Origin of the sequence: Pedobacter sp., assembly GCF_035566355.1 — a bacterium.
In the GTDB taxonomy this organism is placed as follows: domain Bacteria; phylum Bacteroidota; class Bacteroidia; order Sphingobacteriales; family Sphingobacteriaceae; genus Pedobacter.
Window position 1 is genome coordinate 1 of the sequence record NZ_DATMRL010000488.1, and the last position, 5,042, is coordinate 5,042.

3 protein-coding genes are annotated in these 5,042 nt (G+C 40.5%); all 3 read right to left on the reverse strand.

Going from position 1 to position 5,042, the window contains the following annotated elements; genetic code table 11:
- The coding region (locus tag VNZ46_RS19040; protein ID WP_325561601.1) for a RagB/SusD family nutrient uptake outer membrane protein at positions 1-616 on the reverse strand (616 nt) is incomplete at its 3' end.
- A gap of 52 nt (positions 617-668) precedes the next feature.
- The gene (locus tag VNZ46_RS19045) at positions 669-4,022 is read right to left on the reverse strand and encodes a SusC/RagA family TonB-linked outer membrane protein (protein WP_325561602.1); all 3,354 of its coding nucleotides are present in this window, start codon (positions 4,020-4,022) and stop codon (positions 669-671) included.
- Between the two features lie 215 nt (positions 4,023-4,237).
- Positions 4,238-5,042: FecR family protein (locus VNZ46_RS19050; protein WP_325561603.1), on the reverse strand; the 805-nt coding region annotated here is incomplete at its 5' end.

Here is a 5,042-nt window from a genome sequence, read left to right on the forward strand (position 1 = left end):
CAGCTTTCAGATCGGCCTCACATAAATCTAAAACCGCGCCCAGACTTAGCCTTGCCTGTGGTTTTACGGTAAACTCCTTCATATAGGCAATAGAAACAGTACCCGCATTCGCACCATCAGCATAGCGCTCGGAAAATAAACGGGCCAGGTCAAAATGCAGAAATCCACGCATTCCCAGGGCTTCTCCCTTAATGATGCTTCGACTGGTTTCATCCAGTACAGCTTGGCTATTGTCTATATTTTTCAGGATATAATTTGTCTGTGCTATTGAACCGTAACCATTTGTAAAAACCGCATCGGTTAAACTCCTTACATCTGCATCTTTATAGTTATAATGAGCTATCTTATAATAGAGTGAAGTAGATAATGTTTTATTTTCGTAACGCTGTGCCAAGATATCCAGTAAACCAAAGCTCAGGTTTCGGCCATAGCCGCTTGATTTTGCCGCATTTTGATAAATACCAAATAATGCATCTGTATAGCCTTGCTTTGAGCTAAATTGTGCTTCTTCTTTCACTTGCGTCTTAGGATTTACATCCAGCCATTTCTTGCAGGAAGCAAACAACAACAGCAGGCCAAATAAGCAGGCTGGGAAAAGTTGTTTAATAGTTTTCATCTATATAATTAATTAATACTTTGTGTATGGTTTCCTATAAAAAATAATTTCTCTAGAATGTGGTTTGCAGCTGCAGGGTAAAGGAACGGCTAAATGGATAATCCAAACCTCGTTCCCGTTTGATACTGGCTAGCCTAAACAACTCACTGCTGAATAAGGTGATCTTTGTATTTTGAAGTCCAATCCGCTTATTGAATTTATCGGAAAAACGATAATACACAGAGGCACTTTCTCCGGTAATAAAATTATTCCGCTGAACAAACCTGGAAGTTGCATAGGTGATTGCGGGCGTAGCATTACTTCTGTAATCGAGAATACCTCTGTAAAAAGCAATATCGCCGGGGGCCTGCCAACGTTGCTCTGCTACCCTCCGGTCTACGTTATACATTCCAACATTCACATTCTCTACCCGGTCAACCAGAGTCTGATTATAAGCATCTCCCCCGAAATTAAATCGTAAATACAAGTTAAACCCAATACCATTTAATTCCATATTGGTTCCAAACGTACCAGATAATGTAGGGGTTGCATCTCCCACAATCACCTGATCAGCCGGGTCATAAGTCGTTGTCATACTACCGTCTCTCTTACGAAACAACTCCAGCCCTGAAGCCGGATCTATACCCAGGGATTGTACCGCCCAGATTACATTTACAGACTGACCTTCTGCATACCTGGGCAGAGGTGTGCTCGATTTGGTGGTATTTGCTCTGTTGTTCAGCGCCTCAATCGTTGATGATATTTTTTCGATTTTATTGGTTACGTGAAAAACATTGGCAAATACAGAAAGGTTATTCCTGCTTTTTGGATTTGCTATGAAATTGTACCTTCCATAAAGTTCGTACCCCTTGTTCACTACATCCCCCATGTTATCATAGTAACCATTAAAGCCGGTGGAAGGTGCGCTGGAAATAAAAGCTATACTGCCTTTAGTACGTTCAACAAAATAATTGGCATTTAATGTGAACTTATTAAATAAGGTTAAATCCATACCTACATTATGTTTCAAAGTTTTCTGCCAGGCCAAAGCTGAATTTCCAAAACCCAGCAAATAAGAGGTAATCACTCCACGGTATTCCCTGTCTGTATAATATTGGCTTGTTGTAATTCCCTTATAACTCTCAAAGCTTTCGGAACCGGTGGTGCCCAGTGTATAGCGCAGTCTCAATTCATTTACTGCTGTGTTTCCTTTCAGAAACTTCTCATTCTGCACATTCCATCCTGCTCCCAACGACCAGAATGGGGCAAAACGCCTGTCAGAACCAAATAGTGATGAACCATCCAGGCGGTAGGTGGCATCAAATAAGTAGCGGTTATCATATGAATAGGCCATCCTTGCCAGTGTACCAACAGATCTGGACAAACTTTCTGTTCCCGTTGGCTTACCTCCGGCAGGGTATTGATTGCCAAGAATGAGCTGATCCAAATTGGGATTAGGAAAACCCTGTACCAGGATAGACTGGGTATTGTAAGAATTCTCTTTGATATTGAGCGTTGCAGAAGCCGATAAAAAGTTCTTTCCAAAAGACTGATTTGCTTCACCGGTTAAGAATCCTTCAATCCGCTGCATACTTCCTGTCCCCTTAGTATAGGAGCCCTTTTGGAAGGTGGCTACATTGGCAAAAGAACTATGCTGTGCTGGTAAAAAGATATCAGACTCGTCAGATTGCTGTGCATATGACAAACGGCCCGTTATCCTAAGCCAGTTCTTGGCCTGCCAACGGGTCTCAAAATTGTTAGTAATGCCTTTAAAACTGGTTTGATCTGTGATATTTAATGAGGCATTGTACAGTGGATTTACAGGACGTCCGACATAGCCATTTAGGTTATCATAGCTGTCCATTGAAGTAATCCTGTTTCCGGTTTGAGGATCAATAACCTCTTCCAGGTAAACTTTTAAATTACCACTGGCATCATATGGTGTCCAGTATGGATTAAGCCTTGTATATTGAGTAAAAGATCCATAGGGGGAATTATTTGCTTTATTAAAATTAAGGGTCAGGTCGTTTCTGAACTGAAAATTGTTCAAACGATAAGATAAAAAAGAATTGGCCGTTGTTGTTTTTCTATCTGAACCCTTCATAACCCCTGATTTCTGGTCGTAGGTTAAGCTCAGGCCATAAGTAACGGCATCAGCGCCACCCTCTACATAAATGTTATGTTTCTGTCCTATACCATTTCTCAAAGGTTTGGAGATCCAATCTGTATTGATGCCTTGATTTACCGCGTCTAACCGGGACGACCGGACCAGGTCTAATCCATTCTGAGAAGTATTGAATGTGTTTTTAAAGATATTGGAACGGTCTTCCAGCTCGAATTTTTCTCTGGCATTTAGCAGGTCATAACCCGAAAGATCCGGGGCTTCAATAACCAAATTGGCGTTATAGGAAAACCGAAGTTTGCCATTTGCTGGTCTAAGCTGCTCAATAACAACTACACCATTAGCTCCACGGGAGCCATAAATCGCTGTTGCACCAGCATCTTTCAGGATGGTTACACTGGCAACTCGGTTCATATCGAGGTCATTTACCCGCTGTAAAGTTGTTTCAAATCCATCTAGTATAAACAGGGGTGCATTTGGGGCAGCCTGATAATTAAAAGGATCATTTTGGCCGTTTTGCCGGATATCTACTAATGTATTACCACCGCGTAAAACTACATCTGGCAACACATTCGGATTAGATCCAAAATTTAGATTTTCAGGTATCTGAAAAGAAGGATCCAAAGATTTCAATGCCGTAAGGACATTATTGTTTGAAACCTTAGACAATTCCTGGGCATTAAAAGTTCGTTCGGCTCCGGTAAATGTAGATTTTGACTGGGAAAAGATACCTGTCACCACCACATCGCTCAATGCCTGCGCAGACTCTTTAAGTTTAATATCCAGCACCTTTCTATTTACAATAACTTCCTGATTTTCATACCCTACATAACTAATCAACAGCACAGATCCCATTGGCGCCGATAACCTAAAATTTCCTTTGGAATCTGTCATCACCCTGATTGTACTATTCTTTACCCTGATGGTTACTCCTGCAATCCTTTCTCTGGTCAGTGCATCATAGACTATTCCTGTGACCACTGAATCAGCCAATACATATACTGGTGTCTCTTTCTTTTTGATGACGACAATCTTATTGTCAATAGTGTAGGTTAAAGGCTGGTTTAGAAGACATTGTTGTAAGGCCCGCTCAATGGTTACATTTCGTACCTGCAGATCTATTCCTTTTACATGGCTCACCAGATCCTGGTTATAAAAGAAATCATAGCCACTTTGGGCCCTGATTTGTTTCAGTATTTTTTCGAGAGGCGCGTTCTTTTCATTGATACTTATATTCTGCGCAAAACTAACGGATGCTTTTACCTGCAGAATAGTTACCATAGTGATGATAACAATTAACTTCATAATGAGCAGGAATTTAAGGGCATAGCCTGGAGGCCTACCTAATTTCTTGGTAAAATTTTTATACATTTGAGTTGGTTGGTTTATACGATATGCCCTCTTTTCGCAATTAGCGGCAATCGTTTCAGTTGATAATCTTCAAAACTTAGAATCTGACTCCAATCTTTGCCGGGTATGTTTGCACCATTCCCGGCATTTTAAGGACTCTTTTTGGTAGCTTATTTTGTCATAATAATCCTCCTTCCTTCTACTTTACATTTCACCTCTCCTGTTGATTCGATCATTTTGATGACAGCCGATATGTCTTTTGAACGGGACACCTGCCCACCAAAATGAAGATTTTCTATATTTAAATGAGGTTCAAATTCTACGTTATACCATCTGGAAATCATACGCAACACCGAAGGAAGATCTTGATTCTGAAAATCAAAGTCACCATTTTTCCAGGCTATCTCCGTATCAACGTCTACTGGAATGATCCGCATAGTATTACCATCAAAAATTGTCTGATGATTTGGGGTAAGTTTATATTTATAATTTACGCTAACAGCTCCTTCCACAAGTGTTGTCTTTACGTAAGGTTCGTCAGGGTATGCATTGATGTTAAAATGTGTACCTAATACTTCCACAATCTGATTTCTTTTTACACTTGGCCTTGGCAAAGGCAAAGCAAATACTTTAAATGGCTTATGCTTGTCTTTTGTAACTTCAAAATAAGCCTCTCCGGTTAAGGTAACGACCCTTTCTTTCTTTGTTCCAAACGATGTAGGATAAGTTAAAGAAGATGAGGCGTTCAGATAAACTTTAGTTCCATCGGGAAGAAAGATCTGATACTGCCCCCCTTTTGGCGTTTCAATGGTATTAAAGGCATCGGGCGCATCTGAAGCAATACCTTTTGAGCTAACATTGTAAACCAACTGACCATCTTTAGCTTTTGTGATGCTGATCCCTTCCTGATTGGCTATTTGTCCATTCGATGCATCGGTTAAAGAAATCTTCTTCCCATTTGACAGGGTTAGGATA

Excerpts from the sequence above, each read along its gene's own strand:
- VNZ46_RS19045 (WP_325561602.1), bottom strand. The coding sequence starts at position 4,022 with ATGAAGTTAATTGTTATCATCACTATGGTAACTATTCTGCAGGTAAAA.